The organism is Sutcliffiella horikoshii, from assembly GCF_008180725.1.
Lineage (GTDB): Bacteria > Bacillota > Bacilli > Bacillales > Bacillaceae_I > Sutcliffiella_A > Sutcliffiella_A horikoshii_B.
The window spans coordinates 103567-127213 of record NZ_VTEV01000001.1; the positions used below are offsets into that span (position 1 = coordinate 103567).

At 38.0% G+C, this 23647-nt stretch carries 28 protein-coding genes and 1 pseudogene; 8 read left to right on the forward strand and 21 right to left on the reverse strand.

Going from position 1 to position 23647, the window contains the following annotated elements; genetic code table 11:
* Window positions 1–7: 7 nt before the first annotated feature.
* The 5 genes from FZC76_RS00500 to FZC76_RS00520 all read right to left on the reverse strand — a co-directional run bounded on the left by FZC76_RS00500 (window position 8) and on the right by FZC76_RS00520 (window position 3141).
* On the reverse strand, window positions 8–406 hold the full coding sequence (locus tag FZC76_RS00500) for a VOC family protein (RefSeq protein ID WP_148986322.1): 399 nt from the start codon (window positions 404–406) through the stop codon (window positions 8–10).
* Window positions 403–933, reverse strand: a complete 531-nt coding sequence (locus FZC76_RS00505; protein WP_148986960.1) for a nucleotidyltransferase family protein — start codon at window positions 931–933, stop codon at window positions 403–405. The genes FZC76_RS00500 and FZC76_RS00505 overlap by 4 nt, the downstream gene beginning before the upstream one ends.
* A gap of 114 nt (window positions 934–1047) precedes the next feature.
* Window positions 1048–1662: a zinc dependent phospholipase C family protein gene (locus FZC76_RS00510; RefSeq protein WP_148986323.1), complete on the reverse strand. Its 615-nt coding sequence runs from the start codon at window positions 1660–1662 to the stop codon at window positions 1048–1050.
* A gap of 3 nt (window positions 1663–1665) precedes the next feature.
* Window positions 1666–2247: a histidine phosphatase family protein gene (locus FZC76_RS00515; protein WP_148986324.1), complete on the reverse strand. Its 582-nt coding sequence runs from the start codon at window positions 2245–2247 to the stop codon at window positions 1666–1668.
* A gap of 123 nt (window positions 2248–2370) precedes the next feature.
* Window positions 2371–3141 carry a sporulation protein gene (locus FZC76_RS00520; RefSeq protein WP_148986325.1) on the reverse strand — a complete coding sequence of 257 codons (771 nt, stop codon included), beginning with the start codon at window positions 3139–3141 and terminating at the stop codon, window positions 2371–2373.
* Between the two features lie 168 nt (window positions 3142–3309).
* Here FZC76_RS00520 and FZC76_RS00525 point away from each other — a divergent pair, with 168 nt between their 5' ends.
* On the forward strand, window positions 3310–3567 hold the full coding sequence (locus FZC76_RS00525; RefSeq protein ID WP_148986326.1) for a hypothetical protein: 258 nt from the start codon (window positions 3310–3312) through the stop codon (window positions 3565–3567).
* A 30-nt stretch (window positions 3568–3597) separates the two neighbouring features.
* Here FZC76_RS00525 and FZC76_RS00530 read toward each other — a convergent pair whose 3' ends face one another.
* The 4 genes from FZC76_RS00530 to FZC76_RS00545 are packed head-to-tail and all read right to left on the reverse strand — an operon-like array spanning window position 3598 to window position 6253.
* Window positions 3598–4134: a GNAT family N-acetyltransferase gene (locus tag FZC76_RS00530; RefSeq protein ID WP_148986327.1), complete on the reverse strand. Its 537-nt coding sequence runs from the start codon at window positions 4132–4134 to the stop codon at window positions 3598–3600.
* Window positions 4135–4142: 8 nt separating this feature from the next.
* Window positions 4143–4994 carry a DUF2785 domain-containing protein gene (locus tag FZC76_RS00535; protein WP_187441913.1) on the reverse strand — a complete coding sequence of 284 codons (852 nt, stop codon included), beginning with the start codon at window positions 4992–4994 and terminating at the stop codon, window positions 4143–4145.
* A complete protein-coding gene (locus tag FZC76_RS00540) occupies window positions 4984–5673 on the reverse strand; it encodes an HAD family hydrolase (RefSeq protein WP_148986329.1) in 690 nt (229 codons plus the stop codon). Before FZC76_RS00540 ends, FZC76_RS00535 begins: the two co-directional genes overlap by 11 nt.
* A complete protein-coding gene (locus FZC76_RS00545; RefSeq protein WP_148986330.1) occupies window positions 5666–6253 on the reverse strand; it encodes a GDSL-type esterase/lipase family protein in 588 nt (195 codons plus the stop codon). Before FZC76_RS00545 ends, FZC76_RS00540 begins: the two co-directional genes overlap by 8 nt.
* An 85-nt stretch (window positions 6254–6338) precedes the next feature.
* On the opposite strand from FZC76_RS00545, the gene FZC76_RS00550 reads away from it, so the two are divergent.
* Window positions 6339–6695 (forward strand): hypothetical protein, encoded by a 357-nt coding sequence (locus FZC76_RS00550; protein ID WP_148986331.1) that lies wholly within the window; start codon window positions 6339–6341, stop codon window positions 6693–6695.
* A gap of 64 nt (window positions 6696–6759) precedes the next feature.
* Here FZC76_RS00550 and FZC76_RS00555 read toward each other — a convergent pair whose 3' ends face one another.
* Entirely contained in the window at window positions 6760–9813 is a 3054-nt protein-coding gene (locus tag FZC76_RS00555; protein WP_148986332.1) for an efflux RND transporter permease subunit, read from the reverse strand.
* A gap of 201 nt (window positions 9814–10014) precedes the next feature.
* Entirely contained in the window at window positions 10015–11793 is a 1779-nt protein-coding gene (locus FZC76_RS00560; RefSeq protein ID WP_148986333.1) for a S9 family peptidase, read from the reverse strand.
* A gap of 152 nt (window positions 11794–11945) precedes the next feature.
* Here FZC76_RS00560 and FZC76_RS00565 point away from each other — a divergent pair, with 152 nt between their 5' ends.
* Together FZC76_RS00565 and FZC76_RS00570 are read left to right on the forward strand one after the other, a co-directional pair.
* A complete protein-coding gene (locus tag FZC76_RS00565; protein WP_148986334.1) occupies window positions 11946–13136 on the forward strand; it encodes a CapA family protein in 1191 nt (396 codons plus the stop codon).
* A gap of 191 nt (window positions 13137–13327) precedes the next feature.
* Window positions 13328–13615, forward strand: coding sequence for a HesB/YadR/YfhF family protein (locus FZC76_RS00570; RefSeq protein WP_148986335.1), 288 nt, complete (start codon window positions 13328–13330; stop codon window positions 13613–13615).
* A 37-nt stretch (window positions 13616–13652) separates the two neighbouring features.
* On the opposite strand, the gene FZC76_RS00575 is transcribed toward FZC76_RS00570, so the two are convergent.
* The 5 genes from FZC76_RS00575 to FZC76_RS00595 all read right to left on the reverse strand — a co-directional run bounded on the left by FZC76_RS00575 (window position 13653) and on the right by FZC76_RS00595 (window position 15180).
* Entirely contained in the window at window positions 13653–13958 is a 306-nt protein-coding gene (locus FZC76_RS00575) for a hypothetical protein (protein WP_148986336.1), read from the reverse strand.
* 3 nt (window positions 13959–13961) lie between these two features.
* Window positions 13962–14387, reverse strand: a complete 426-nt coding sequence (locus FZC76_RS00580) for an acyl-CoA thioesterase (RefSeq protein ID WP_148986337.1) — start codon at window positions 14385–14387, stop codon at window positions 13962–13964.
* Between the two features lie 113 nt (window positions 14388–14500).
* Entirely contained in the window at window positions 14501–14743 is a 243-nt protein-coding gene (tlp, locus tag FZC76_RS00585) for a small acid-soluble spore protein Tlp (protein ID WP_060663629.1), read from the reverse strand.
* Window positions 14744–14834: 91 nt separating this feature from the next.
* Window positions 14835–14978, reverse strand: a complete 144-nt coding sequence (locus tag FZC76_RS00590) for an acid-soluble spore protein N (RefSeq protein WP_010193544.1) — start codon at window positions 14976–14978, stop codon at window positions 14835–14837.
* Window positions 14979–15045: 67 nt separating this feature from the next.
* The gene (locus FZC76_RS00595; RefSeq protein WP_082153446.1) at window positions 15046–15180 is read right to left on the reverse strand and encodes an FbpB family small basic protein; all 135 of its coding nucleotides are present in this window, start codon (window positions 15178–15180) and stop codon (window positions 15046–15048) included.
* Window positions 15181–15455: 275 nt separating this feature from the next.
* Here FZC76_RS00595 and FZC76_RS00600 point away from each other — a divergent pair, with 275 nt between their 5' ends.
* Window positions 15456–15914 carry a DinB family protein gene (locus tag FZC76_RS00600; protein ID WP_148986338.1) on the forward strand — a complete coding sequence of 153 codons (459 nt, stop codon included), beginning with the start codon at window positions 15456–15458 and terminating at the stop codon, window positions 15912–15914.
* 13 nt (window positions 15915–15927) lie between these two features.
* Window positions 15928–16623, forward strand: coding sequence for a DUF1287 domain-containing protein (locus tag FZC76_RS00605; RefSeq protein ID WP_148986339.1), 696 nt, complete (start codon window positions 15928–15930; stop codon window positions 16621–16623).
* Between the two features lie 39 nt (window positions 16624–16662).
* Here the strand turns inward: FZC76_RS00605 and FZC76_RS00610 are convergent, their stop codons facing one another.
* Together FZC76_RS00610 and acnA are read right to left on the reverse strand one after the other, a co-directional pair.
* Window positions 16663–17172 carry a TlpA family protein disulfide reductase gene (locus FZC76_RS00610; RefSeq protein ID WP_148986340.1) on the reverse strand — a complete coding sequence of 170 codons (510 nt, stop codon included), beginning with the start codon at window positions 17170–17172 and terminating at the stop codon, window positions 16663–16665.
* 557 nt (window positions 17173–17729) lie between these two features.
* Window positions 17730–20435 carry an aconitate hydratase AcnA gene (acnA, locus tag FZC76_RS00615; protein ID WP_148986341.1) on the reverse strand — a complete coding sequence of 902 codons (2706 nt, stop codon included), beginning with the start codon at window positions 20433–20435 and terminating at the stop codon, window positions 17730–17732.
* Window positions 20436–20731: 296 nt separating this feature from the next.
* Here acnA and sspO point away from each other — a divergent pair, with 296 nt between their 5' ends.
* Window positions 20732–20881 carry a small acid-soluble spore protein O gene (gene sspO, locus FZC76_RS00620; protein WP_010193533.1) on the forward strand — a complete coding sequence of 50 codons (150 nt, stop codon included), beginning with the start codon at window positions 20732–20734 and terminating at the stop codon, window positions 20879–20881.
* A 508-nt stretch (window positions 20882–21389) separates the two neighbouring features.
* On the opposite strand, the gene FZC76_RS00625 is transcribed toward sspO, so the two are convergent.
* A complete protein-coding gene (locus FZC76_RS00625) occupies window positions 21390–21656 on the reverse strand; it encodes a hypothetical protein (protein ID WP_063561001.1) in 267 nt (88 codons plus the stop codon).
* A gap of 135 nt (window positions 21657–21791) precedes the next feature.
* Here FZC76_RS00625 and FZC76_RS00630 point away from each other — a divergent pair, with 135 nt between their 5' ends.
* Entirely contained in the window at window positions 21792–21935 is a 144-nt protein-coding gene (locus FZC76_RS00630; protein ID WP_010193529.1) for a small acid-soluble spore protein P, read from the forward strand.
* Here the strand turns inward: FZC76_RS00630 and selA are convergent.
* Both selA and FZC76_RS00640 read right to left on the reverse strand, forming a co-directional pair.
* Window positions 21919–23316 (reverse strand): L-seryl-tRNA(Sec) selenium transferase, encoded by a 1398-nt coding sequence (selA, locus tag FZC76_RS00635; protein WP_148986342.1) that lies wholly within the window; start codon window positions 23314–23316, stop codon window positions 21919–21921. The two genes, FZC76_RS00630 and selA, sit on opposite strands and share 17 nt — an antisense overlap.
* A 79-nt stretch (window positions 23317–23395) precedes the next feature.
* Window positions 23396–23581, reverse strand: a pseudogene (locus FZC76_RS00640) (Rdx family protein); the annotation flags it as partial.
* Window positions 23582–23647 lie beyond the last annotated feature (66 nt).

Sequence of the window (23647 nt, forward strand, 5' to 3'; positions counted from 1 at the left end):
AAATCCATTATTCAAAAGGAGCCACAAACTCTACTTTAATCCGGTCAGGGTCTTCAAAAAATACCGCATAGTAGTTTTCCCCACCAGCATACGGATGTTTGTCCGTATATAACATATTTACTCCTCGAGTTTTCAGTTTTTCTGTTAAGTCATCAACATGTTTCCGTGACGATGCATGAAAAGCAAGGTGATTTAGGCCTACTCTACATCGATGGTAAGGAACATCTAAAAATCTTTCTTCCGTTTGAACAAATACTATATATGTATTTTCTATTTTCCAACTTTGGCCACTTTTCCACTCTTGATAGGGCTTATATCCCAGTTCTTTGAGAAGCCAGCCCCAGAATTCTTTGGTTTTCTTCAAGTCTGACACGTACAATTCTATATGATGAAGCATTCCTGTCATGAACTAACACCTTCCACATGTAAAATAGTGATATTTGGCCATAATGCCTGCCAATTCTTCTGCTCTATGCGGTTTTCATAAATGGTGACATGCTCTATAGTTTCTTTAAAGAGAGCAGTGGGCTTTACCTTCAAATTTAACAGATCTTGAATACCGCAAGGAGCAGCTAATTGCAGCTTATTCTCTTGATTTATTTTTACGCCTATTGCCGTGGCCGTTTCAGTAAATTTAGACATTGCTTCCGTTGAATTAGCATATGGAGGCAAATTATTAATGACATGCATTCTTGCTTGGTTTTTCACCGACCAGGGCGCACCTGGGTAGAGTCTTAACAATCTTTTTTCAAGATATTTTTCCTTCCCCTCCGATATATCATTATTATCAAAATAGATAACATCAATATCAGGCAAAGGAGTTCTACTTTTAAATCCGTGTAATGCGTCCCAGACTTTTGTTCTGACAAATCCAGCACAAATCCACCAGTCAGGTAGGTTAAGGGATTTTGCCGCTCTCAAAATATCTATCATCCATTCGTCTGATTCAATCAGATTCAGTACATCTTTTTCATTGTATAACAAGAAAAATGCCTCCTTTTACGGTATGCGAACATATATTCTTATTATACAAAAGAAAGCACTATTTTAGCAAGACTTTCCAATCAGATGCTTACTTATATACTGAACACCCATGTCAATCGAAGTCTCGATATAGCCAATAATCATTTCCATCGTGAAAACTTCTAATGGCTCGTCACTTTTTGGGAGCATCATATCCTGTTCAACATAAGGAATAAAAGATGAAACTTGAGTAAGGGACACTTCCTCTATCTCAATTGGTTCCGCTGCACCTAGAATGTCCTTTAATAAATCAGGCTCCGTTTGATAATGAAACATCAATTTAGAATTTAGACGCTTAAAGTCATGATGATATCTTTCTAATATCGTAGAATCATTTTCCAGCCTGTTTTTTAACCATGGTAAATAGAATCCTTTAAGCCAGATATCATCTGCTATAAGATGTGTATAATAGCCAAGAATATAAGGATGATCCTTGTAATTACTGTATTTATGTAAAAATGCTTTATAATCAATGGACCTAGTGTAGTCGTTTGGATCCCCTTTATAGAAATGAGAAAGATCTTTAGGAGCAACAGCATCTGGTGCAACGCCTCCTAATATAAATGAAGAGGTATCCGCTACGTTAACTCGGGAAGCAATTTCATGAGCAATAATGGTATGCATTAATCGAGAACCCATTATTTACTTCCCTCCAAGATGCTTCGTACAATTATATAATTCGCATTCCCAAAGTCCTTCTCGAACTTTAACAGTGGAAACAGAAGTATTCTCAAGATGATTATCCATCTTAAGGTCTTTCACCAATTCTCTTAGAATATGTCTAATATAGGAACCGTGACTGACCACTAGTACATTCTGATCTTTATGTTTGTTTGTTACCTCTTCAACAAACGAAAGGGCACGTTTAATTACCATTTCCCTCGGTTCTATTCCCAAGTCAAGTGCTCGCCAATTTTCTCCCCATTTTTCTATTCGTTCTGGTTCTGTCGTGCCTTCAATTTGACCACCGTTCACTTCTTGGAGTCTAGAGTCCAAAAATACCTCGTCAACATTCAAGTTCCTTGCCACAATTTCAGCAGTTTGCATGGCTCTTAATAAATCACTAGAGTAAATAACATCCCACTCTTCATTTTTTATTCTTTCTGCTAAACTTTCCGCATCTCTAATTCCATCTTGATCAAGTGGAATATTAGCACTCCCTTGCGCTCTTCGTTCCTTATTCCAGGCAGTACTTCCGTGACGGATAAATCCCAGTTTTGTCATGACAACGCTCTCCTCTAAAATTAATAGAATGAATTTTTAGTTTAATTTAAATTATCCGAAATAACAACTTTTTTCCATAAAAAAGAACACCTTAATAATAGGCGTCCTCGGGAAAACATAATATTAGCAATAACGGCGAATGGTACTTTCTAATTGCTCTTTAAAGCCAGGAAGGTCCTGGGTTGTTACACGCATTTTTACAAATGTCTCATCCATATCCAGTGCTTCCGATAGAAAACTGCCTAGACCTCTAACTTTACGATCTACTTGCAGCACCAGTTCCACTGAATTTCCAGTATTATTTGAAAAGATCATTTCAATTTCATCCAGTTTCCCTCTGAATGGACCGGACGTTGGAACAAATTCGAACTCTTGAATAAACGGATAATGAGTGTTCCATCTATAAGGAGCAGCTTCACATTCTACTTTTCTTAAACGAAAACCTAATTGCTCAGCGGCACTCATGATTGTTGAGACTAGTGGAGATGGTTGAACATGAACCACATCTTTATCGGAGGGATCTACTGCATTTTTTATATCCAACCCTGTTTGTAACCACACTTTTGTGTTGCCCATACTTACAGGTGTTTCATATGGCAATGTCAATGTAAAAGGAATTTCTTTCTTTTCATTAACACCAATTACAAACGAATCCACAATTTTCTTTTTTTCTAAAACTGCTTGTTTATGAACCTTCGTATCATTCGATTCTTTTATATAATTTGTTAATAAAGTTAAGTAGATTTCATCGATCTTCTGCTCAATAGAACCACCAGTGATTTCCACAATGCCCTTTATTTCTTCACCACATACAAAACTTGATTCAGCGAGTTTTGTATCTACCTTTGCAGCACCAATTCCAACACTCGCCAATGCCTTGTTAAAAAAAGACATCCAAACTCCTCCATTCAACATGAAAAATTTATTAGACATTATTAATACGAATGAAATAAGGATAAGGTTTCAAAATAAGAGATTATTTAATTTTCAGAATAAAAGATGTGCATCTCCTGCCTTCTTCGTGTAAAATTACACTAACTTGTATAAAAGGAGGCCTCTTATTTGAAAAGGTTTATATTATTAGCTTGGAATGTAGTAACTGGTTTATTTGTTTTATTACTTACCTTATGGTTGGCAGGTCCAGGTATCTCAGAAACAGAAAACTCACAATACAATTTCTGGTATGTAATTATCCTTGGCATTTGGCTCATCGGATTAAGATTACAATTTAATAATAGGTTCAAGACAATGGGTATTATCGTATCTCTATTTCCCTTGATGTTTTATCTAGTAATTACCTGTAGAGCTATTGCTTACTAGGATTGAACATTAATTTAAGAAAAATATTAATTAGTCAGTAAGCTCCATCAACCAACAATCTCTGTATTCTCCTTCATGTAAAATATGCTCACGTAATACTCTTTTTTTTATAAAGCCACATTTTTCATAGCATTTTATCGCTCTTCCATTGGATATTATTGGGTCCATCACTATCCGGTTGGCCCCTTTTTTAATTAATAAGAAATTAACCATGGATGTAATGAGCAGGGTTCCTATTCCTTTGTTCCAATAGTCGGAATCCCCTATAAACTGATCTAAGCCATAAACCCTTTCCATCTCAAAGTATTCTGCTAGTGTGCTAGTGGCCTTATTTATAGGGTAGTATTGAATATAACCTATGTTTTTTCCTTGATAGACGACCATACACCTAGATACTTCATCGTCTCTATTGAAGAATTTTCTTAGGATATCTTCCGTGTTGAATATAACATCTCGCCCCTCATAGAACTCCAACACTTTGGGATCAGACAACCATATTAGTAAATATTCTTCGTCCTTGCCATGTTGTAGCTCCCTTATAAGTAATTCTTCATTATGATAGTTCATAATAGCACCTACCCTTGACCATAGGATTCTTTGAACCAGTAATGAATTTCATGCTCTATGCATTCTAGTAGTTCCTTATCAGGATTCATAAGCTTCAATCTAAAGTAAAGGGATTTCAAAAAATTAGTCACGTTCATTTTACTGTGGTAAAAAGACATTGTTTGCCCATGCTTTATGTATTCTTTATTCAAATTAGAGGAGAGGTCTTTTATCCAGCTTATAAACATCTGTGTCTCCATCCCTTTTTCTAACAAGGCTTCTACAGCAAAAATAAGCCGCTCTTCTTCCTCATCTTGGTACACTACTTCCTTTAAAAGGCATGTTTCAATTGCTTTTAGCACATCAGAAAGTTGATTGATATGAAAATGAGCGTGACATACCAGGGCAGTCAACATATCTGCTCCATGAGCGATACTGTGCGCCCACCCCTTGTTCTTAACGAATCCGCGAGTATCCTTTTCTTTATCTAGATATTCTAAGATTGCTGTCTTTATTTCTAGCAATCTCATAGCATCAATAAATGTACCATCGTCGTTCGTTAAAATTAATGCAACAACCAAAGAAGAGAAGGATCTAGTGAAAACAGAGTCCGTCCTTTCTTCTCCAATTTTATAAAACAGGTGCCTCTCATCCAAACATATCTCTAACATATTATAAGCCTTACTCTGTGGGATGGCTCCACTGTTAATAAATTTCGAGAAATTAGAATAGATCAGATTATCACGAAGAATGGGGTCTGTTGAACCGATATGCTTCATCATGGAATCTATCAGGGTATAGAGAAAAGTTTCGTCATCTAATATCTTTTTTTCTTCGATTGTTAAAAGCTTTTGTTTTAGGGTTTCTTCTTCAAAAATCATATTTTTTGCCTTCTTTCTCATTAATGGATTTGACAATAGCAGGCAAACAACCGAGATCCTCAATAATATAGTCTGCATCCACTTCATTCCAATATGAGTCCCTCTTCCAAACTGTCGTCATGCCAACAGCTTTAGCAGCGGTCACATCATTCTTGGGATGATCCCCAACAAATAGACATTGGTCTATAGATACTTGTAGAGATTCTGCTGATCTGTGGAAAATTTCCGGATTAGGTTTCTTTATTCCTTCCCGCTCCGAAACAAGTATGGATTGGAAAAAAGGGTCGATACCCAGTGAGATAAGATTGTTCATTTGAAAAACTTCAAAACCGTTGGTTATCATTCCTAATGAAAGATTGTCTTCAGAAAGTCGCTTAAGTGTGTTTTCTACATTATCAAAAGGGGTACAGTGAAATGGAAACTGATGGATATAATCATCCAAAAGCTCCTTCCAAGTCAGCCTGTCAATTAGAAATTCAGCAACAAGCTGCTGATAAACTCTATCTTTCCAAACATACCCGCGTGCATCCAACTCGAGAAATCTTTCAATATAGGTATTTTTGTGAATATGCCTGAAAGCTTGCTTACATCTTTCATACTGATCATCAACAAACTTTTTTAAAGAAACATCTCTATTCAAAAGTGTGCCATCAAGATCAAAAATAACTGCCCTAATCAAATTTTTGCTCTTCAATCGGTTTTATTTCAGCTATCTTTTTAGTGATAAGGCTTGCCAATATGTCATAGCCTGCATCACCAAAATGCAACCCATCATTTAAGACGCCGACTAAGAGCTCCTTATAATGGGGTCTAGAGTACAATTCTGTGTAGAAGTCAATTAGATAACTGTCGGTTTCCTTCGATACACGTTTAACTGCATCAGCATATTTAGCCAGTTCGCTATTTTGCCTGTTAGGTTGTAATGTTTCATCCACTGGAGGCGGAGTGATGAGTATTGTTTTATCCGGTCCAATTAGTCGGGTGATCTTTAACAAGTTCGCTTCATAAGTGCTAAGAGCAACCTTTTTATGTACTGCTGCATCATTCGAGCCGAATAATACAGTTACTAGATCAGGGTTATGAGTTAATACATCCTTTTCGATTCTTTTTAATGCGTCCTTCGTAGTATTAGCAGATACCCCTGCGTTAAAAACTATGAATGTAGGGAGTTGAAAAGCAAGTTTTTCAGTAAGTTGAGGCTTGTCTTTTCCTTCATGCCTTGCAGTTAAACTATCACCAAAACAGACGAGTGTTTTCATAAATTTAAATACCACCTTTAGAAAATAAATTAATAGTTTATATGTTACCATATAATAGAAAAAACTAAAGCGAAGGGGTTCTATAATGGAGAATGAAATAATTACTAATCTATCAATGCAAAGCCTGATGATCAATGTAGTTATTGGTATTGTGGTTGGATTATTCGTGAGTTTTATTTTAAAGAGGGCTTATAGAAATAAGAAAAAAATCGATAAAGGATTTGCGCTAATTTATTACAAGCTCAGTTATCGACGTAAACTGATTCGAAACCTATGGCAACTCCCGCTGTCCTTCATAGCATTGATTGCTATCATTATTATTTTTGATATCCACACCACTGCTTCTGTTTTTTTATTGTCTTTATTTATTTTATCTGGCCTTACTCACTGCCTTCTTCTATATAGAAAGTGGAAACAAGAAGAAAGGAACACTGAAATGTAGTGATTGAACATAAAAGAAGAAACAAGCACCCCTTATCACGGAGACAATGGATGCTTGCTTTTCATTAACCTGCTTTTTTAGCTGGAGTGACTTCTTTGTTTTTATTTTTGTTTCGATTGAAAATTTTACGGATACCCATCCCAAGATCATGGAAAAGCATGTAGACAGAAGGAATCAGTACCAATGTTATTAAAGTTGAAAACAATAGACCGGCTATGACTACTGTGGCTAAAGGTGCCTGATAGTTGCTTGCTGCTCCTGTTGAAATGGCAAGCGGCAACATTCCGCCAACTGTCGTCAACGTTGTCATGAAGATTGGGCGTATTCTGTTCATACCTGCTTCTACCATCGCTTCCCCAACATCATAGTTCTCTGCTCTTAGTTGTTTGGCTCTGTCAATCAATAGGATAGCATTATTTAATACAATCCCAATTAACATTATGACACCCATCCCTGACATAATGCTCAATTCACGCTGCGTTAACAAAAGTCCTAGAATAACACCTGTAAAAGTCATTGGAATAATCGTCATGACAATGATTGGTTGAAACAAATGGTTGAATTGGACAGCCATCACAACATATACCAAGAAGATGGAAATAGCTAAGATAACTAACATATCCTGTATCGCTTCCTGTTGTTGCTCTAAACTTCCTCCAACAGAAATGTTATACCCATCTGGTGTATTAAATTCCTCGACCATTTTTTGAACATCTCTGTTTACTGACCCTAAATCACGATTCTCGATATTCGCAAGAACCTTGACAACCCGCTCACCGTCTTTATGATCAATTTGCCCTGGTGCTTTCACTTGCTCAAAAGAAACATAATTAGAAAGGTTTTTAGGACCGTCCTGTGTATTCACCTCAAGGTCTAATAACTGCTTTTTGCTTGTGATTACTTCATCTGGTGCAATTAAGATAGGTGTTCCGTCTACATCTTGCAATGCACCTATTGGAACAGAAGAAGATATACTATTTAATTGTCCTAAGATTTGTAAAGGAGTAATGCCGTCCTTTGTCAGCTCTTCTTCATTCAGAACAATTAGTTCTTCATCCAATAGTGTTCCTAGTGACGTAGTGGTTCCAATGATTCCATCTATCCCATTTAATTCTTTTACAAAATCAGAGGAAAGTGACGTCAGTTCATCAAGATCCTCTCCACTTAACTCAATTTGAACTGGATAACTTGCTCCAGCGCTCATGACAGAAGTAACATCCACAACAGGATACTCTTCTTTTAAATCAAGCAATCCCGAGAGAATTTGCTCGTTAACTTCTTTTTGCTCTAAGGTAGCTTCTTCTTCTGGGGTCATATTAATCAGAACAAACATAAATTCTATCTGATCCAGTACAAAACCTTCCTTAACATCCGGAATATCAACAAGCTTGGAATGTATAGCTTCTGCTATATCATTTTTTTGGTCTGGAGTGACTCCTTTATCTAAGGTAACCATTATTTCCGAATAGCGGTTATACATGTCAGGCATGATCGTCATCGGCACTTTTGTAACTAAAGCTAAAGAACCGATAAACATGAGGACAAACAGGAAGATGACACCGTATCGTCTGCGCTTTTTACCTGTCAGCCAACTGATGAACCTACCATAGGACAAGATAACCTTACTCTCTTTTTTATTCTGTTGCCTTTTCGTCAATTTCAAGAAATTTTCAGATAGGGCTGGGATAAGTGTAAAAGAAACCACTACTGAACTAACGAGTGTTACAATGACCACAACAGATAATATGATCATGAACTTCCCTGCTTCTCCACCTAACAAACCGATTGGTAAGAAAACAACAATGGTGGTTAGCATCGAGGCAAATACCGCAGAGGCAACTTCCTTAACACCAATTAAGACAGCATCCCGGTTCTTTAAACCTTGTTCTTTTTTACGATAAATGGATTCTAAAATAACAATGGAAGCGTCCACCATCATTCCAATTCCCAAGCCTAACGCTATTAAACTCAGCATATTAATGCTGTATCCTAATAACCACATACTTGCAAAAGTGAGTAGGATAGATAATGGAATCGAGATACCAATGATCATGGTTGCTCTTACATTTCGAAGGAACAGAAATAGCACGACGATGGCCAGTAATCCCCCGATTAAAATGTTGCTTGATACTCCATCTACTGCTTCGCTAACATAATCAGCTTGAGCTACTACTTCTTCAAATTCAAATCCTGAAACAAGTCCTTCCTGCCTTATTTTCTCTACTTCCGCACGGACCGCTTCTGCCATCTCGATTTGTGTCACTTCAGAACCACGCCCGATTTGTACCATTACCACATCCTGACTACCGTCCTTCCAAACTCCTGAAGAAGTTTCGCGAACCTGCAGGTCAATATCTGCAAGTTCACTAAGTTCTTTCACACCAGACATTGTCGGAATGAGAATACCTTTAATATCTTCCACATTTGTCAATGAGGTATTCCATCTAACTGTCGGCTCGTTTGCTTCCTCCGTTAGTTCACCGAATGACGTTATTAGATTAGACTGTTGGATCGTTTGAATGATTTGCTGCGAGTCCACACCAGCTTCTTTTAGTTGATCATTCTTTAATTCAATGATTACTTCATTCTCTTCTAATCCATCAAACTTAACATCTCTTACTTCCGGCAATGCTTCTAGTCTAGGCTCTACTACATTTTTCGCGAAAGTCGAAATGTCTTCCATGTTACCATTAAAAATATCCATATAAAACTCATATTCCTGACTGGTAGTCATTTGAAAACTATTAATATACTGAACACCTGGGATTTGCGTGGACAGAGGGGCAACTGCGGCCTCAATATTTTTATGTACTTCATCCCCTCTTCCCTCTTCTATCATGACAGTGATAGAAGACTTTCCTACATATGTTGCGGAAGTATGAGATTCCACACCATCCAATCCACTTAGAATTTGTTCAATCGGTTTCGTTACTTTATCTTCTACATCCAATACCGGCATTTGTCCTGCGTCTACCTGGACAATTGTCATGTCAAAGGAAATAGGTGGCATCAATTCCTGATCTAGTTTGTTCAGCGAATAGAAGCCAATCATAAATACGAACACAACTAAAAGTCCTACAGCAATTTTCCTTTTTAAAATAAATTCCATCATCGACATCCTTCAAATCTCCTCCCCATAAAGAAAAATAAGAATAAATTTCCAACACCCAAAATTGATTATATGCTCTAGGAAATCAAATAAAAAGCGTTTTTTGGAAAATACTTCTTGAGGCGTAGAAGAGGCTACGACTAGAGCTCCATTCTTTGTCAATAAAAAAAGAACCCGGAAAAAACCGAGTTCTACATAATCTGCAAATAATTATTTATGTTTTTCTAAAAAGTTCAAGATCGCCCTGAATACCTTAATTTCATTTTCCTTTTTTGAAAAACCATGTCCTTCATCTTCCAGTACAAGGTACTCTACATCGCGGCCCTTTTCTTTTAACGCATCGACTATTTGATCGGACTCTTTTTTGACCACTCGGGGGTCGTTAGCACCTTGAATAATCAGCATTGGCTTTGTCATAGTATCAAGGTAGGTAATAGGGGAATCAATTGTCAGGCGGTCTTTATCCTCTACTGGGTCGCCCACCCATTGTTTCATGATCGGTTTCCAGTGTTCTGGCACGGAATCAATGAAGGAAAACAGATTGCTAACACCAAAAATATCAATAACTGCCTTAAAATACTCTGGATGACGACCATGTAGCAGTAGTGCCATGTATCCACCGTAGCTGCCGCCCATCAAGATTATCTTATCTCTGTCTGCAAACCCTTTTTCAATAATCCATTCCAACCCATGTATATTGTCAAGACGAGGTCCATGTCCCCAGTCTCCCTCTACCATTTTCATATAGGCTAACCCGTAGTTGGAAGATCCACGGAAATTTGGAGCAAAAATACTATATCCTCGATTAACAAGGAATTGGAAATAGGAGCGGAAAAATTTTCTTTCAGAAGACTGCGGACCACCGTGCGGCCAAAGGATCACATGACCATTTGAAACCTCTTCTTTTGCCTTAAAGAATAAAGCTTCAATCTCGAGTCCATCAAAGGATGGATACGAAAGTATTTCAGGTTCACATAGATCTTCATCCGACACTGCAGGGACACGGTTATTTGTTAAAGGAACCCAACCTTCATCTTCTTTTTTAAATATATTTGCTGGTTTTGATGCATTTTTTCCTAGTAAATAGACCGATCCACTTTTACCGATTACCACTTTTTCGATAATGGACACTGGTATATTTACTTCATCCATTACTTTGTTCTCCAAACAATAGGTATAGAGCTTATCCTCCACGCCTTTGGCTGAAACTAGATATAACTTATTTCCTGTCTTGTCTAAGTACATATTATTGAAATGCATATCACTTTCCGATACTCTTGTAAAACTCTTCTTTTCCAGATCAAAATGTGCGAGGTAACCATTATCATCCTCATAGTCAGTAACAAGATAAATAGAGTTTGTACCAGTAAATACTGCACTGTCAACGGTGTGCTGACTCTCTGTTTCTGGAGTAAGTTTAGTTGATGTTCCTCCTTGATGTAAAAACGCTTGTGTGTACGTATTTGCATAATGTCTTAAAGTTATGAAGCTTTCTTCATCATCTGAGACAGCTATTAAGTAGGTAGACGCATCCGTCCCTTCTACCAATAACTCCTCTTTTTCAGTATTTAAGTCGTAACAATAACAGTTTAAGTATGTTTCGTTTCCTTTGGTGCTTGTATAATAGATGCGGTTCCCGTCTTTAGAAAAACTTGGAGACATGTGACGGTGCTCTAGTTCCACTCTCACATCCTGCAATTCACCGCCGCTGCTTGGTAGAGCATAAAGTTGCGTAAGTTCATTCCCATCCTGGTCGAAGCTTGCTAATATGTATTTTCCATTTGGATCGTACTTTAAGCCATGACAGCTTTGATTATTAAATGTGAGCGGGTAAGGATACTGATTCGGCAAATCCATTGCCCAGACATTATAGTGACCGGTGAGATTTGTACTATACACTAACTGTTTTTCATCAGGACTCAATGTAAAATCTTCAATATTAAATACTTTAAAGAACTGTTCCACTTCAGGTTTTTTAAATTTTAGCAATTGACTTCCCCCTTTTACAATTATCCTTATACTATTTCGAGATACAAAACAAAAACCCTTTAATTTTTTGAAATTTCGACATATTATGGCGAATCTCACAAAAACTATGTTATATTGTGGAGTAAAGAAATAGATATAAGGGGTCATAATCAATGAATACAAAAGTAAAATATTTTCTCCCAATTCTTATCATATTGCTATTGGGGACCATTTTTTCTGTTTTGTCTATTAAACATTTTGACAGTTTTTTGGGGAGCGATAATCAAGAAGAGCTCGTTGTACAACCGGTAAAATTACATCATTCAACGAATTTATTAAAAGAAGAAAAGGGTTTTCGCACCGAAGCAACCATTTCCGCTGTTGGAGACTTACTTATCCATAGCACGGTCTATAATGCTGCAAAAACAGGGGAAAACAGCTATGATTTCAATCCGATGCTAGACAAGGTAAAATCCTACCTACTTGAAACAGATATATCCATTGCAAATCAAGAGACGATCATAGGGGGAACTGAAATAGGATTATCCAACTATCCTAGCTTTAACAGTCCATTTGAAGTTGCTGATGCTCTTCAAGAAGCTGGGGTTGATATCGTCAGCATCGCCAACAACCACACATTGGACCGCGGGGAAAAAGCTATCATGAATGCCATTAACCATTATGAAACAATCGGGATGGAATATGTCGGTGGCTATAAGAGCAATGAAGATAAAGCACGATTACGGACCATATCTAAAAATGGCATTAAATTCTCATTCCTGTCTTATACATACGGAACAAACGGTATTCCCGTTCCGGAAGGAAAAGAGTTCTTTGTAAACCTGATTGATCGTGAGGCGATAAAAAAAGACGTGGAAGAAGCCAAACAAAATTCAGATGTCGTCGTAGTTGCCATGCACTGGGGAGTAGAATACATCCTTTTTCCAAACTCCGAACAAGAAGAACTTGCAGACTTTCTGGCTGAAATTGGAGTCGACATTGTAATTGGCCATCACCCTCATGTACTGCAGCCCATGAAATTCATGGAAAGACCGGATGGCGGAAAGATGTTTGTCGTCTATTCATTAGGCAATTTCCTTTCTGGTCAAAAAGATGACTATAAAGATATCGGTGGGATCCTTCAACTTTATGTGGAAAAGACGGTAGATGGTCAGGAAAGCAAGATCGATATTAAAGTGGATAATTTCATCCCTACGTATGTTTCACAGATCAATCCTACTAAATACCATGTTGTTCCGTTAATGGACGCAGCTTCATTCGGGTTTCCGCAGGCAGAGGCCAAGAACGAGGAAATGATGAAGCATATGTATCAATGGTTAAATGAAGAAGAATTCACAAACTAAATCGTCAAGCATCGATTCAACCAACTTAGATTGGATCGGTGCTTTTTATTTTCGGAAAGTTGTTTCATTTGGTTGCATATGTGGAATTCAGGTATAATAAGGATGTATATACATATTGCGTTTATGCGAAAGCATCTTTCCTTTTTTCAAGGCAACGTAATACAATCAATGAGACAAAAGGAGTTGCTGTTATGAATATTCACATGTCTGATCAAGCATTAGAATGGTATAAAAAAGAGCTTCATCTTGATAAAGGAGACCATATTAAATTCCAAGTACGTTATGGAGGATGCAGTACGGTCCAGAAGGGATTTTCTTTAGGAATTGTAAAAGAAGAGCCAGATCAGGCTGTTGCTACCACTGAAAAGGACGGCATTACTTTCTTTGTGGAAGAAAAAGATGCTTGGTACTTTGATGGTCATGATCTTCATATAAAGTTCGATGAAGAATTGAATGAACCTAAATTTGACTATGAGTGAACAGAAAAAAGAATTAGGGCTATTTAGTCCTAATTCTTTATTTATGCTCAAAAAAGCGATTAATCTGGTTCCATTGACCTTCTTTTTTCAAAATCTCTAGTTGAGTATCTCCGATAAGATCAAAATGTGGATATTTGTCCCTTTTATGTATCCACTCTTCCTTCAATCCATATTGATGGCCCCACTTGATGAGCTTATGTAGATCACAGCAACCGGCTTTTGTGACAGTTGTAATGCCATTAAAACGTGGGTGAATCCAAAAGTGTGTTAGGAAGGCAATCTCCCCACTTTTTACTTTCTCTTTCCATTCTTGAAGTTCCCCTCGTTTGATTCCGAAAGCCATTATTTACTCTCCCTGCTTTTTAGCGTTTTCATAGGCAGCGTGCCACTCGGGGTATTTTTTACGAATTATTATTGGCTTAAAACTATCCTTTTTGACACAAACATGGGAAGAGCTTCCCAATAAAGCTATTTCCTCTTTTGGAGTAAGTATTTTATAACCATAAACCACTCTGAATCCATCATAGGTTTCAATCCAGGTATGAATAGTCGCTACTTCTCCATAGCGAAGCGGTTTCTTATAGGTAACATTTATATCGATTACAGGAGAAATAACTCCGTCCTGCTCCATTTGTGCATAGGAAAAGCCTAAATTTTTAATAAGTTGTGTTCTTCCGAGTTCCATCCAAACCAGGTAATTGGCATGATACACAACCCCCATTTGATCTGTCTCTGCATAACGTACTTCAATCTCTTTTTTAGAAATCAGCATCTCTACTCCCCCATTTACTTCGCTGTATTTGATAATGATAACATAAAAGAATATTTTTCCACATTAAAAGAGTCTAAAAAAGACGGGCATTAACGCTGCCCGTCTTCACCTTATTACTTAAATCCGTTTTCGCGAGCACTCGCTTCGTCTTTAATCTCAGATCTAAAAGCTGCAATGCTTTCTTCGCGACGGTGGTTTTTTGCTTCAATGCGAGCTCTTTCCTCTTCATTGGCAAATTGCATGGAGTCATGTGCTTCCTCAATATTCTCTATTGTGTTTTGCACCATGCTTTGTAGTTTTTCTACATTATCACTGCGATCATCCGGGTTTGCACGATGTTGTTTGTTTTGGTCCATAACAAAACGCCTCCCTTTATCGAATGAATGGTACTACAAGCTATATTCTTTACTTTGAAAGCTAAAAAAACACTTGAAATAGTTGGATGAATTATTCACCTTTTGTTTGAATTACTTGAGCGTGTTTACCAGATGTATCTTGCATCTGTTTGCCTTTATTCCCGCCAGCCTCTTGTGGTTGAGTGCCGATGTGGTTTGGCATAAAATGTTTTCTGCTTCCTTTTGGATTACTCATAAAAACATCCCTCCTACCTTTACTATCTCATGGTAGAGGGATATTCATAACAAGAAATATTTGAAAGTTATTCTGCCGCTTTATTTAACATTTTTTCTTCTAAGCGGTCTTCAATTTTGCGCAATGCCTCTTCGTCTTTTAATAACAGTTGTTTGTTTTCTAAAACAAGTTCTTCAAATGAACGTTTACGAATTCTTCTCATCGTCTCACCTACTTAATTATTATTGTAATAGTATTAATGTCCAAAATACTCTAAAATTATGATAACTTTCTGCGAAATTAATTAGAATTTCATGAAAATTAGAAGATGTCAGTGAAATGGAGATCTTTTAAGAAGATTAGCTATTATCTATATAACCGTTTTCAGAAAATTAAAAACTGGTATAAAAAACCACTAAAACGAATATACGTTCTTGTTTTCCTTTCTTAGTTCCTGTACAATTAAAAGTAAGAATATTAAAAAAGTGGGGATTTTTAATGAATTTGACCATTTCATCTTATCAAGCTTATCTAAACAATATGGAATTCTTTTATTCATTTACAAACAAGGAAGAAAGCGAACTTAACCAACCAATAAATTATGGCAAATGGTCCATCAAGGAAACCATTGGTCATATTTACTACTGGGATTTATTTTTATTAAAAAAAATGATACCTGTAATGAAAGACAACGGAGTTCTACCAGAGTTCCCAGACCATGATGAATACAATAATAAAGCCATGAACGCAATAAAGTCTTTCTCAAGTACTAATGATTTATTAGAGGAATTTGTTATTACTAGAAAGAAGTTAATTAGTAATATGGAGAGATTGAATCAAGAAGTAAGGTTCACCATTGGAAACAATAAACGCAATTATACTCCTCAATCGTTCCTGCACATGTTTGTGGAACATGATGTACATCATATGGAACAAATTAGACACTTTACCGATTGAATAGAGGTGAGACATGAAAAAGAAAGTTTGGGTTATTACCGCATGTATCCTAACCTTCCTTTTAAGCTTTACCTTTCTATTTAAGGAAGGCATCATTTTCGACTATCTAGGAATTAACGTGTCTCTGCCTTTTACGAAAACGATGGATATCCCTACACCTTTATCTGATACTGATCAAAATAATAATGGAATACCTGATCAATTAGACATCGTTTACACTGCAAGAAAAGAGGTAGAACAGCGTACACCTTATAAAAGTGTGTATTATGACGGTGGTTATCCTCCAGATACAGAAGGTGTTTGTACGGACGTGGTCTGGCGTGGTCTATTAGGAGCAGGAATAAACTTAAAGGATCTTATGGATAAAGACATTGCTGAAAATACAGAATTGTATCCAAGAGTCGGCGGTTCACCTGACCCTAACATTGATTTTAGGCGTGTCCCAAACCAATCTGTCTTTTTAGAAAGGTATGCAGAATCATTGACCACTGTAGTTACAAAAGGGGATATAAAAAATTTAGAGCAATGGCAACCTGGTGACATCGTCGTGTTTCTTGGTGGAGATTTTGATCATGTTGGTATTGTTTCTGATAAACGTACAAAAGATGGCATTCCATACATTATTCATAATACTTACCCCTTTGCATCTGAAATTAAGTTAACAGCTTTTCAATCGCCCATAACCGGTCATTTTCGCTGGAAATTTTAAAAGAGGTTGCACAGAATTTGCTCTGTACAACCTCCCTTATTAATTCATTTTCGCAACTTGTTCTTCCATTAACTCATATGTCATGGGACCTAAATGCATATAGGAAATGACACCCTCTGAATCAATAAAGAAAGTTGAAGGCATAGTCAAGACTTGATAGTGCCTAAAGATATCTTCCTCGTCAAGTAGAATTGGAAAAGTATATCCACCCTCATCTACATATTTCTTAACTGAATCTATACTCGGCTCGCTAGTAGTCAAGTTTACAGCAAGCATCACGACATCCTCATTCTCTGTGTGAAACTTTTGCATTTCTGGCATTTCAGCTCGGCACGGTCCACACCACGTAGCCCAGAAGTTCACAATGACTTTTTTTCCTTCATAATCTGAAAGTTGAGCTGTTTTTCCATCAAGTGTACTAAGTTCAAAATCCATTGCTTTGTCCCCTGGTTGTGTCCCGGTAGCCGGGTCTTTTTCTCCAAAAACCTGAAAGATAGCATAGCCACTTAATGCAAGAAGAAAGACAATTGCTATTATTTTTTTTACCATCTACATTCCCACCTTTATAAAATTGCCATTATAACGTAATAGCTAGAGATGATGATAATTATACTTGGAATCAAAATAATTGTTGAAGTTCTAATATGTATGTTGGATTGATGAAGTTTCCAAAATAAGAACGCAGTTGTAATAAATGTTGCTAGATATAAACCCCTTGTCCCCCCTGTGAAAAATAGCAGTCCAAAAGGATTTGTCCAAATAATGGACGGCCTGAATATGATAGTACTGAATTTAAAAATAAGAATCCATATCAGTAAACCAGTTATTAAATGATTCTCTACTGTTTTTACCATTTCCGGTTTCTCTCTAAGATATATAGCAATATAAAGATATGCTAATAGACACGAAAAAAGAAGAACCAGATAAGACTTCTTTATTAGCAGCGGACCTAGTTGAATAGCATCCATACCGTTCTCCTTTACGATGTATTACTATCATTTAACCATACATATGAGTGTGCAGTAGTTTAACCTATGTCAATTTTATAACATTTGTATCAAAAGAAAAAGCTGGCCTCGGGTTAAGAGACCAGCTTATAAATTGAATTATGCTTTTAGCTTGTCGCGCAATACCATACGCAGAATACCACCGTGACGGTAGTAGTCGATTTCTACTTCGCTATCAAAACGAACAAGTGCTTCAAATTCTTTCTTGTTGCCTTCTTCGTCTGTAGCAGTAACTCTTACAAAGTCACGTGGTTTAACTGTTTCGTCAACAGCCACTTCAAACGTTTCTTTACCATTCAAGCCAAGTACTTCTGCACTCTCGCCATCTTTAAACTGTAAAGGTAGTACTCCCATTAGAACCAAGTTACTGCGGTGAATTCTTTCGAAGCTCTCCGCGATAACTGTTTTAATTCCAAGTAGGTTTGTTCCTTTAGCAGCCCAGTCACGTGAGCTTCCCATACCATAGTCTTTTCCAGCGATGACCATAAGTCCAGTGCCTTCTTCTTTGTACTTCATGCAAGCATCATAAATGCTCATTACATCACCAGTTGGCCAGTATGTCGTCCAGCCGCCTTCTGTACCTGGAGCGATTTGGTTACGGATACGAATGTTTGCAAAAGTACCACGCATCATGACTTCGTGGTTACCACGACGAGAACCATAAGAGTTAAACTCGCGAGGCGTTACACCGTTTGCTTGTAAGTATTTACCTGCAGGCGTATCTTTTCCGATGGAACCAGCTGGAGAGATGTGGTCAGTTGTTACAGAATCTGCAAACTTACCAACTACACGTAGACCAGTAAGTGGTTCTACTGTGCCCGCTTCAGCAGTCAATCCTTCAAAGAACGGCGGGTTTTGAATGTAAGTGGAATCATTATCCCATGAGTACAACGCCTCATCAGAAGTCTGGATTTCATTCCAGCGCTTGTTGTCATCAAATACATGCTCATATTCTCTACGGAATAGCTCAGGAGTTACCGTTGATTTAACAACTTCTTTTACTTCTGTCATAGAAGGCCAGATATCCTTGAAGAATACATCGTTTCCATCTTTGTCTTTTCCGATTACATCATTTTGAAGGTCAACGTCTACATTACCAGCAAGCGCATAAGCCACAACTAGTGGTGGGGATGCAAGGTAGTTACCCTTTACAAGCGGATGGATACGTCCTTCAAAGTTACGGTTACCTGAAAGTACAGAAGTAACAAGCAAATCATTTTCTGCCACTGCTTCTTCAATTTCGTCCGCCAATGGACCGGAGTTACCGATACATGTCGCACAGCCGTAACCTACGATATTGAAACCTAATTGATCTAGGTAAGGTTGAAGACCGGAATCGTGAAGGTAACCTGTAACAACCTTGGAACCAGGTGCTAAGGATGTTTTCACGAAACTTGGTACTTCCAATCCTAATTCCACCGCTTTTTTCGCAACTAAACCAGCAGCGATCAAAACGTATGGGTTGGATGTATTTGTACAGGAAGTAATAGATGCAATCGCAATAGATCCTGTTTTCATTGTCGTTTTCTCACCGGAAGCTAATGTTACTTCTACTTCTTTAGCAATGTCAGTAGGAGTTAGACCATAGCCTTGATTACCTTGTGGAGCAACTAACGCATTGCGGAAAGTTTCCTTCATCATGGATAGTGGCACAAGGTCTTGTGGACGTTTAGGTCCGGAAAGGTTTGGTTCGATTTCCCCAAGGTCGATATCTACTACATCTGTGTAGATAGGATCAGCGTCAGGGCTGAAGAATAATCCGTTTGCTTTAGAGTACTCTTCTACTAATTTGATTTGCTCTTCGCTGCGTCCAGTCAGGCGCATGTAATCAAGAGACTCTTCATCAACTGGGAAGAATCCACAAGTTGCACCGTACTCAGGTGCCATGTTAGCAATTGTTGCACGGTCAGCTAATGGAAGCTCAGATACTCCAGGTCCGAAGAACTCAACGAACTTACCTACCACACCATGTTTACGCAATACTTGTGTAACTTTTAATGCTAAGTCAGTTGCAGTTGTTCCGTTTGGTAAAGCGCCAGTCAATTTAACACCAACAACCTCAGGAACCGGGAAGTATGAAGGTTGGCCAAGCATTCCTGCTTCCGCTTCAATACCACCTACACCCCAACCAAGAACACCGATACCGTTAATCATTGTTGTATGGGAGTCTGTTCCGACAAGCGTGTCAGGAAAAGCTACGTACTCGCCATTTTCTTCCACAGCGTGAACAACGTTAGCCAAGTACTCTAAGTTAACTTGGTGAACGATACCAGTTGCTGGTGGAACTGCACGGTAGTTGTCAAAAGATTTCTTCGCCCAGCTAAGGAACTTGTAACGCTCTGCATTACGTTCGAACTCAAGCTTCATGTTGAAGTCTAAAGAATCAGCCGTACCAGCTTTATCAACTTGTACAGAGTGGTCAATGACAAGATCAACCGGGATTTCAGGGTTGATTTTCTGCGGATCTCCACCTACGTCAGCCATTGCTTTACGTAAAGATGCAAGGTCAACTACTGCCGGAACTCCTGTGAAATCTTGAAGGATAACACGGGAAGGCTTGAATGGTACATCCACGTCCTTCTGCTCGTCTGTTCCCCATTTTGCTAAGTTTTCAACGTGCTCTTTAGTGATAACACGGCCGTCTACTTGGCGTAGAACGGATTCTAATAATACTTTAATGGAATATGGTAAGCGTGACACGTTACCAATGTTTGCTTTTTCAAGCGCTTGCAAAGAATAGTAATGATACGTTTTGCCATTCACATCAAAAGACGTGCGGGCATTAAAAACATCTTGCTTCGTCATATGTATTACCCCCTGCTACTCATAGTTTAATAGGACCTCGCTATGAACAATTAATAGGCATTGAAAAACAAGCTTTCTTTGATGCGGAAAGCGTTTGCGAATGTTTTTCTTTGAGACAATTTTCGAGTTGTTTCTCCCACCGAATAGTCCTTACAATATTATCTTAATACAACATTTCTCATAAGTAAATATCAATAAAGTTATCAAATCACATAAGTTACGCTTATCTTTCATAATATTCCACAAATACATGACGTTCAAACCTCAGGAGAAACTATAAATGGAGGTGAAGTAAAGTGGCAAAAAGAAAATCGAACCATGTCATCGAAGGTATGAACAGTGCCAGCGGACAAGGAAAAGGTGCCGGTTACAACGAGGAACTTTCCAATGAGCCTTTGACAGAAGCACAGAAGCAGAATAATAAAAAACGTAAGAAGAATCAGTAATAGTACTTATTGCTATGAAATCAACTCCAATATGGTGGGGTTGATTTTTTTGTATTTGTTCCTTGCTGATCTCTCTCCGTCAATATGGAGTTAAAGAGTAGTTGCAAAATTCAAATGTCTGAAGTTTTACGATATTTGACCGAAGTTTTCGTAAAAGTGACCGAAGATTCTGCAAAGTTGGCCGAAGTTTTGCCAAAAGTGACCGAACCGAAATTTTAAATGGCCGAACACCAAGTTAAAGTTGTCCTAACTATCTCTCTAAATTGTCCGAACATGTCTATATTTCGTCGTTTTTTGACCGAAGATAGAACAAAAGTGACCGAACCATTTTCAACACTAAAAAATGAGGTGTTTTTTCGCCAAAAACCAGCATTTTATCCTCGATTCCTACCAAAAGACCATCAAAGTCTTATCTGTATTAACAAACACTTCAAACCAAAAAACCAACCTAAAACCCAAACTACCGGTTCCAGGTTGGCCTAAACATAGCCTCAGAAAATACAGCCTTCTACTCCAACGTATTCCCTTCCCCTTGCTGCATCAGACGTTGCAAATCCGCCTGAAATTGCATGAGTTGCGGGCGTTGTGTTTCAGATGCCACTTCTAGGGCATTGTTGATTTGTTCCATTGCTTCGTTCACTTCATTCTCTAATCGCTTGAAATCGTGCCCGTAATTTGGATCATTTCTGACAATTGCTTCGTATACATCTCTTGCTTGTTCTGTTCCTTGTTGCGCTGCTTGAAAAGCTTGCTGTTTATCTTTATGATATGGCATATCTTTTCGCTCCTTTAGGTCAAAGTAAATAATAGCTCTACCTATACTGCCCGAACAAATGAAAAATATACCTCAGGCAGTGGAGCATAAACCTGTCCATTTTTCAAAAACTATAAGCAAAGGAGGAGATAAACAATGAACAAAAACAGTCATAAAGATATGGTAAGAAACCAGCCTAAAGATAATCAATCAGGCCAACCTGCACCTTTAAGCGGTTCTCATAAAGTGAAAAACCGTCAGCATACCCGCCAAAAGCATAATTCTAGCCACGATATGTAAGCTCTATTTCACGAAAAGCTTTCGCAAGCTTAGGTATTTCCCCTTGTGTGATAGTTCGGAAATCCAGAATTACCTGTTGATCTTGGACACGAACAACTACACTTGGGGACCCTTTTCGTAATTCGTCTGCTAGAGCCTGCGCAGAAAGGGCCGCAGCGTTTACCTTAACCGCAATGGATGGCAGTGTCACATCAGGCATGGTTCCCCCGCCTACCATTGACACGACATTATAAATATCCCACTTAAATAAATCCAACTCCCTCACGGTATCCAAGAAAATCATGGCTTTTTCGTGAACCTCTTCTGGCGTGAGAAGCATATCTCTCACAGTAGGTATACTTTCCGCTTTGTTATTAGCGTATGCCTGCATCGTCGCTTCTAAAGCAGCAAAGCTCATTTTATCCACCCTAAGCACCCGTGCTAATTGATGTCTTTTGAGTTGATCAATCAGTTCTTTCTTGCCAGCAATAATTCCTACTTGAGGGCCGCCTAAAAGCTTATCTCCACTAAAGGATACAAGATCGACTCCGGTTTGCACTACCTTTTTCACGACAGGCTCTTCTCCGATTCCCTTAGCCGAAAAATCAAAAAGTACACCGCTTCCTAAGTCTTCATAGACAATTAAGTCTGCTTGGCTTTGTTTTAAACCGACAAGATCCTCCGTTGAAACAGATTGAGTAAAACCAATTATCTTAAAATTGCTTGTATGTACTTTTAATACCATCGCAGTCTCGTCACTCAATGCTTGTTCATAGTCTTTTAAATGGGTTTTATTTGTAGTACCTACCTCTATAAGTTTGGCGCCACTCTCTTCCATAATGGAACTAATTCGAAAAGACCCTCCTATTTCCACTAGTTGGCCTCTTGAAACAATCACTTCTTTTCCTTTACCAAAAGCATTCAGAATTAGAAATACAGCCGCTGCGTTATTGTTCACCACGATCGCCGCTTCTGCACCTGTTACTTCTTTTATTAACTCCTCCACGAGATCGTGCCTAGAGCCGCGCTTACCAGAATCTATATCATACTCAAGATTGGAATAGTTCTCTGCAACTTCTACCACCCGGTTTATTGCCTCTCTACTTAACCGAGCACGTCCTAAATTGGTGTGTAGGATGGTACCTGTCGCATTGATAACAGAATGAAGGCTTGGTTTACTCTTTGTTTTCAATATCTCTTCTATTTCATCCCAAATGACACGAGTGAGATCTTTATCTATGTGCAGACCATTTTTCACTTTATTTCTTACCAACTCTAATGCCTGTCTGATTACGGAAGTAAGTACGGTTTCATCTAGATTGTACTTTTTGCCAAGAAGCACAAATGTATGTTGGTTTTTTAATTCATGAACTGGGGGAATATTACGTAAAATGTCTTTCATATTCTTCACCTTTTCCGTTGGATCATTTTACTATTATACCGTAAGGAAAACATAAAAGAGAAGGGTCGCCCCTTCCCTCTTACTTGTTTTCCAATTGTGCAATAATGTCTTCCGCTTTCGGGAACACACCTGTTTCTTTTTTTGAATAAATGTTTTCTCCATTTACCGATACTTCAAATTTTCCACCAGAGCTAGGAATTAGTTCCATGGACGAGATGTCAGTTCGGAAATGAGTGAATAGTGATTCCGCGAAACTCGCGGCTTTTGGCGCGTAGTTTCACTGCATGCAAAATTCGATTGATACCTTGAAATTGCTCATGATTATTCCTCC

What these genes read in the sequence shown, in the direction of transcription:
- FZC76_RS00530 (WP_148986327.1), bottom strand. Translation starts at nt 4,134, where the DNA reads ATGAACTATCATAATGAAGAATTACTTATAAGGGAGCTACAACATGGC.
- FZC76_RS00575 (WP_148986336.1), bottom strand. Translation starts at nt 13,958, where the DNA reads ATGGCTTTCGGAATCAAACGAGGGGAACTTCAAGAATGGAAAGAGAAA.
- FZC76_RS00610 (WP_148986340.1), bottom strand. Translation starts at nt 17,172, where the DNA reads ATGGTAAAAAAAATAATAGCAATTGTCTTTCTTCTTGCATTAAGTGGC.
- FZC76_RS00565 (WP_148986334.1), top strand. Translation starts at nt 11,946, where the DNA reads ATGAATACAAAAGTAAAATATTTTCTCCCAATTCTTATCATATTGCTA.
- selA (WP_148986342.1), bottom strand. Translation starts at nt 23,316, where the DNA reads ATGAAAGACATTTTACGTAATATTCCCCCAGTTCATGAATTAAAAAAC.
- acnA (WP_148986341.1), bottom strand. Translation starts at nt 20,435, where the DNA reads ATGACGAAGCAAGATGTTTTTAATGCCCGCACGTCTTTTGATGTGAAT.
- FZC76_RS00555 (WP_148986332.1), bottom strand. Translation starts at nt 9,813, where the DNA reads ATGTCGATGATGGAATTTATTTTAAAAAGGAAAATTGCTGTAGGACTT.
- FZC76_RS00535 (WP_187441913.1), bottom strand. Translation starts at nt 4,994, where the DNA reads ATGATTTTTGAAGAAGAAACCCTAAAACAAAAGCTTTTAACAATCGAA.
- FZC76_RS00600 (WP_148986338.1), top strand. Translation starts at nt 15,456, where the DNA reads ATGAATTTGACCATTTCATCTTATCAAGCTTATCTAAACAATATGGAA.
- FZC76_RS00630 (WP_010193529.1), top strand. Translation starts at nt 21,792, where the DNA reads ATGAACAAAAACAGTCATAAAGATATGGTAAGAAACCAGCCTAAAGAT.
- FZC76_RS00550 (WP_148986331.1), top strand. Translation starts at nt 6,339, where the DNA reads ATGGAGAATGAAATAATTACTAATCTATCAATGCAAAGCCTGATGATC.
- FZC76_RS00605 (WP_148986339.1), top strand. Translation starts at nt 15,928, where the DNA reads ATGAAAAAGAAAGTTTGGGTTATTACCGCATGTATCCTAACCTTCCTT.
- FZC76_RS00510 (WP_148986323.1), bottom strand. Translation starts at nt 1,662, where the DNA reads ATGGGTTCTCGATTAATGCATACCATTATTGCTCATGAAATTGCTTCC.
- FZC76_RS00595 (WP_082153446.1), bottom strand. Translation starts at nt 15,180, where the DNA reads ATGAGAAGAATTCGTAAACGTTCATTTGAAGAACTTGTTTTAGAAAAC.
- FZC76_RS00590 (WP_010193544.1), bottom strand. Translation starts at nt 14,978, where the DNA reads ATGAGTAATCCAAAAGGAAGCAGAAAACATTTTATGCCAAACCACATC.
- tlp (WP_060663629.1), bottom strand. Translation starts at nt 14,743, where the DNA reads ATGGACCAAAACAAACAACATCGTGCAAACCCGGATGATCGCAGTGAT.
- FZC76_RS00625 (WP_063561001.1), bottom strand. Translation starts at nt 21,656, where the DNA reads ATGCCATATCATAAAGATAAACAGCAAGCTTTTCAAGCAGCGCAACAA.
- FZC76_RS00580 (WP_148986337.1), bottom strand. Translation starts at nt 14,387, where the DNA reads ATGCTGATTTCTAAAAAAGAGATTGAAGTACGTTATGCAGAGACAGAT.
- FZC76_RS00520 (WP_148986325.1), bottom strand. Translation starts at nt 3,141, where the DNA reads ATGTCTTTTTTTAACAAGGCATTGGCGAGTGTTGGAATTGGTGCTGCA.
- FZC76_RS00515 (WP_148986324.1), bottom strand. Translation starts at nt 2,247, where the DNA reads ATGACAAAACTGGGATTTATCCGTCACGGAAGTACTGCCTGGAATAAG.
- FZC76_RS00500 (WP_148986322.1), bottom strand. Translation starts at nt 406, where the DNA reads ATGACAGGAATGCTTCATCATATAGAATTGTACGTGTCAGACTTGAAG.
- FZC76_RS00570 (WP_148986335.1), top strand. Translation starts at nt 13,328, where the DNA reads ATGAATATTCACATGTCTGATCAAGCATTAGAATGGTATAAAAAAGAG.
- FZC76_RS00545 (WP_148986330.1), bottom strand. Translation starts at nt 6,253, where the DNA reads ATGAAAACACTCGTCTGTTTTGGTGATAGTTTAACTGCAAGGCATGAA.
- FZC76_RS00505 (WP_148986960.1), bottom strand. Translation starts at nt 933, where the DNA reads ATGATAGATATTTTGAGAGCGGCAAAATCCCTTAACCTACCTGACTGG.